Source organism: Dictyobacter arantiisoli (assembly GCF_008326305.1).
GTDB lineage: Bacteria > Chloroflexota > Ktedonobacteria > Ktedonobacterales > Ktedonobacteraceae > Dictyobacter > Dictyobacter arantiisoli.
Window position 1 is genome coordinate 1 of record NZ_BIXY01000188.1, and the last position, 3482, is coordinate 3482.

Sequence of the window (3482 nt, forward strand, 5' to 3'; positions counted from 1 at the left end):
AATTGGTCACTGACTTCCCACGGTTTGGTTCGGGCCATCTTGGTTTCTCCTTTGCTTGGGGGATTCGTGTTCCTTTCCTTGTTCTTGATTCTATCATCTCCTTCCACGTTTTCGGATAAGTTCTATGTGGTAGAGGGTATCTACTTTGAGAAAGGACAAGACAAACAGGCGGCCTTGTCTGGTTTTTCAGACACAGCATTTCGGACGGAAAACAACTTTATTGATTTCCGTTCGGGACTGCCCGCGCTTGATCTGTTCCCACGAAAGCAATGGAGCCAGTTTGCACGCCATGTCTATGCAACAGCGGAACCAGCCCTCTTTGGCTATGATAATCCCGAAGGGCGCCCAGAATTGCGTACAGCTCTTGCCAGCTATCTCCAACGTACCCGTGGCGTCATGTGCCAACCAGAACATATCTTGATCCTCTCCGGGGCATCACAGGCATTTTCGCTGCTGAACAGACTGCTGCTTTCAGCCAACGATGACATTGTGATAGAAGATCCTGTGAACTATGAGATCCAATTGATCCTTTCGTCTTCAGGCGCGCGGCTGTGTCCTATCCCGGTTGATGAATATGGGATGCAAACGGATCTTCTGCCTCGCAACAAACAACCGCGCTGTATTTTTGTGACGCCCTCCCACCAGTTCCCACAGGGAGGTATCCTTCCCATTCAGAGACGTTTGCAACTGCTCCAGTTTGCACGTACAGCCGATTGTTACCTGGTTGAAGATGACTATGATAGCGAATTCCGTTACGTGGGAAGCCCTATCAGTTCGCTTCAGGGACTCTCACCAGAACGCGTGATCTATATTGGTACGTTGAGCAAAATTTTGTCTCCGGCGCTTCGTCTGGGCTACCTGGTCCTTCCCGCAGAACTGATAGAGCATGCTCGCAGGATCAAACGCTTGCTCGATCTCCACTCCCCCTCGCTGGAACAACTCGTACTGGCTCATTTCATTGCTTCAGGCAATCTGGAACGTCATATTGTGAGAATGAAGCGTGTGTATCAGAAGCGGCGGAATGTTCTGATCACCCAACTTCGACAGCATTTCTCAGATCAAGTTGAGATTGTAGGTGACGCGACCGGACTCCATCTTGTTGCTCGCTTTCCTGAGGTGGCATTCACGCCAGAAATCATGGCGGCTCTTGAGAGAGCAAGCGTACGTGTTTATCCTGTGGAGCGGCACGCCATTGTCAAAAACCGCCATCTCCACGAAATCATTCTGGGCTACAGTCATCTCTCACCGGCCCAAATTGAGCAAGGTATAGGACAGATCAAGCGCACAATTGATCTCTTTCCAGTGATAGAATAAGGCATAATACGTTAAAGAAATGTAGAGAAAAACTCCAGGCATCATTGAGACAGAGGAGTGACATACATGAACCAATATAACCAGGGTAAAATAGACGAAGTTGTCCTCGCACTTATGCAACTTACCTTGCATGATACCAATCGTGCCTGGAAAGGGTTCGATTGGGATGTACTTGATAGGCTCTACGAGAAGGGCTGGATTGACAGTCCCAGGAATAAAACGAAATCAATAGGGCTCACAGAAGAAGGATTGGCAAATTCAAGCAGCTTCTTTGAAAAGCACTTTGGCAGTATTGATCCAACAGAAAATTAGCATTCCTTCATGGCACTTAGAATGTATCGGGACAATGACTATAAAGCCAGAGCCAAAACCTGTGAGGCAAGCGGGAACAGGTATGCTCCCGTCTGCCTGATATAATCCCATAGGCTGTCGCTTAGCTCCAGGCCGCACCTGCCTGCTCCTTGATGGTAGCGTTAAGGCGGTTGAACAGGTTGGTGGTGGCGATCATGATGATAATGGCAGCCAGGCCTTTTTCGTCAAAGTGGTTAGCTGCCTCATCCCAGATCTCGTCGGGGACGGCATCGGCTCGGTCGGAGAGTCGGGTAGCCGCCTCGGCAAGCGCAAGGGCGGCACGTTCGGCATCGGTGAAATAAGGTGTCTCTCGCCAGGCCGCCACGGCGAAGAGTCGCTCATCGGTTTCCCCTTCCTTCTTAGCGCTGCGTGCGCCTGCAGTAACACAAGCGCTACAGCCATTGATCTGGCTCGCTCGCAGATGAACCAGTTCCAGCGTTTGCTGCGGCACACCGCCCTGACTCATGGCCTTGTACAGGTTCTGGATGCCCTTCATAGCGTCAGGAAGGATCATCGCCGGATTCTTCATTCGTGCTTGCATGAGTATTTTCCTCCAGGGATCTTGTTCTAATCTCGTCTTCAAGTTTTTTTTGCAGAACCGGAATACTGACTATCCGGGTCACGGTCTTGACGGGCCAGTCGCACCGCTACCACGCCCCTGTCACATTGGTTGGGTTTCGCTCGTCACTATCATGACGGAACGCAAAAAGAAAATGTGACCGATGCCCCTGCATCTTTGTCGAGTGACGCACACAGAGGAAATAAAAGATTGAGGGAAAAAGGCACCCATGGAGAGGAACTATCAATGGACGAACACAATGGGCTGGCAGAACTATTTGAGGCTAAACGCCCCCACTTGCGGGCGGTAGCCTACCGGATGCTCGGCTCTCTGAGCGAGGCTGACGATGCTGTACAGGAGGCCTGGCTTCATCTTAACCGCTCCGACACGAGTAGCATTAAGAACCTGGGCGGATGGCTGACGACAGTGGTGGGACGCATCAGCCTCGATATGTTGCGTTCACGCAAAGCGCGACGCGAAGAATCTCTGGAAGTGCCCGATCCCATCGCAAGCCCCGAGAGCAGGCTTGATCCCGAACAGGAAGCACTCCTGGCCGACTCAATCGGTCTCGCGCTGCTCGTGGTTCTTGACACCTTACCTCCCGCCGAACGCCTCGCATTCGTGCTGCACGATATATTCGCCGTATCCTTCGACGAGATTGCCCCTATTGTTGAGCGCACTTCAACCGCGGCAAGGCAACTGGCGAGCCGTGCACGCCGTCGAGTGCGAGGAGTGGATATGGTTCCCGACGCCGATCTTACCTATCAACGAGAAGTGGTTGATGCCTTCCTTACCGCCTCGCGCTCCGGCAACTTCGACGCGCTTCTCGCCGTGCTCGACCCGAATATCGTGTTCCGAACCGATCAGGCCGCCGTGCTTACAAGCGCATCAGGGGAGGTCCGTGGTGCGACCGCCGTAGCCAGACAATTCTCTGGGCGTGCTCAGGGAGCGCGACCGGCACTTGTGAACGGCTCGGCAGGAATTGTAGTAGCTCCATATGGACGGCTGATTCTCGTCCTGGACCTCACAATCACACACGGCAAGATCGCCGAAATCAATGTGATTTCTGACCCCGCACACCTTCGTCAACTACACCTGTCGGTTCTGGGCTCCTGACGAGCAAGCGTAGCTTCATAATATGAGTCATCCCGGATTTTTGGATAACCCGTAAAAACCTTCAAACGATAAAATGAAGCAAAGCCAGGAATTGCAGGGACTAGGCAAAAATGGCCTCCTGGTCTAAACTGTTGATGAACAA

4 protein-coding genes are annotated in these 3482 nt (G+C 52.2%); 3 read left to right on the top strand and 1 reads right to left on the bottom strand.

Annotation, left to right across the window (positions count from 1 at the left end; all coding sequences use genetic code 11):
• Together pdxR and F1593_RS27575 are read left to right on the top strand one after the other, a co-directional pair.
• On the top strand, nucleotides 1-1314 hold a 1314-nt coding region (gene pdxR / locus F1593_RS27570; protein WP_149404760.1), incomplete at its 5' end, for a MocR-like pyridoxine biosynthesis transcription factor PdxR.
• A 66-nt stretch (nucleotides 1315-1380) separates the two neighbouring features.
• Nucleotides 1381-1626: a DUF6429 family protein gene (locus tag F1593_RS27575; RefSeq protein ID WP_149404761.1), complete on the top strand. Its 246-nt coding sequence runs from the start codon at nucleotides 1381-1383 to the stop codon at nucleotides 1624-1626.
• Nucleotides 1627-1747: 121 nt separating this feature from the next.
• On the opposite strand, the gene F1593_RS27580 is transcribed toward F1593_RS27575, so the two are convergent.
• Nucleotides 1748-2206 (bottom strand): carboxymuconolactone decarboxylase family protein, encoded by a 459-nt coding sequence (locus tag F1593_RS27580; protein WP_149404763.1) that lies wholly within the window; start codon nucleotides 2204-2206, stop codon nucleotides 1748-1750.
• Nucleotides 2207-2470: 264 nt separating this feature from the next.
• Between F1593_RS27580 and F1593_RS27585 the strand changes: the two genes are divergently transcribed.
• The gene (locus F1593_RS27585; protein ID WP_149404762.1) at nucleotides 2471-3340 is read left to right on the top strand and encodes a sigma-70 family RNA polymerase sigma factor; all 870 of its coding nucleotides are present in this window, start codon (nucleotides 2471-2473) and stop codon (nucleotides 3338-3340) included.
• Nucleotides 3341-3482: the final 142 nt, after the last annotated feature.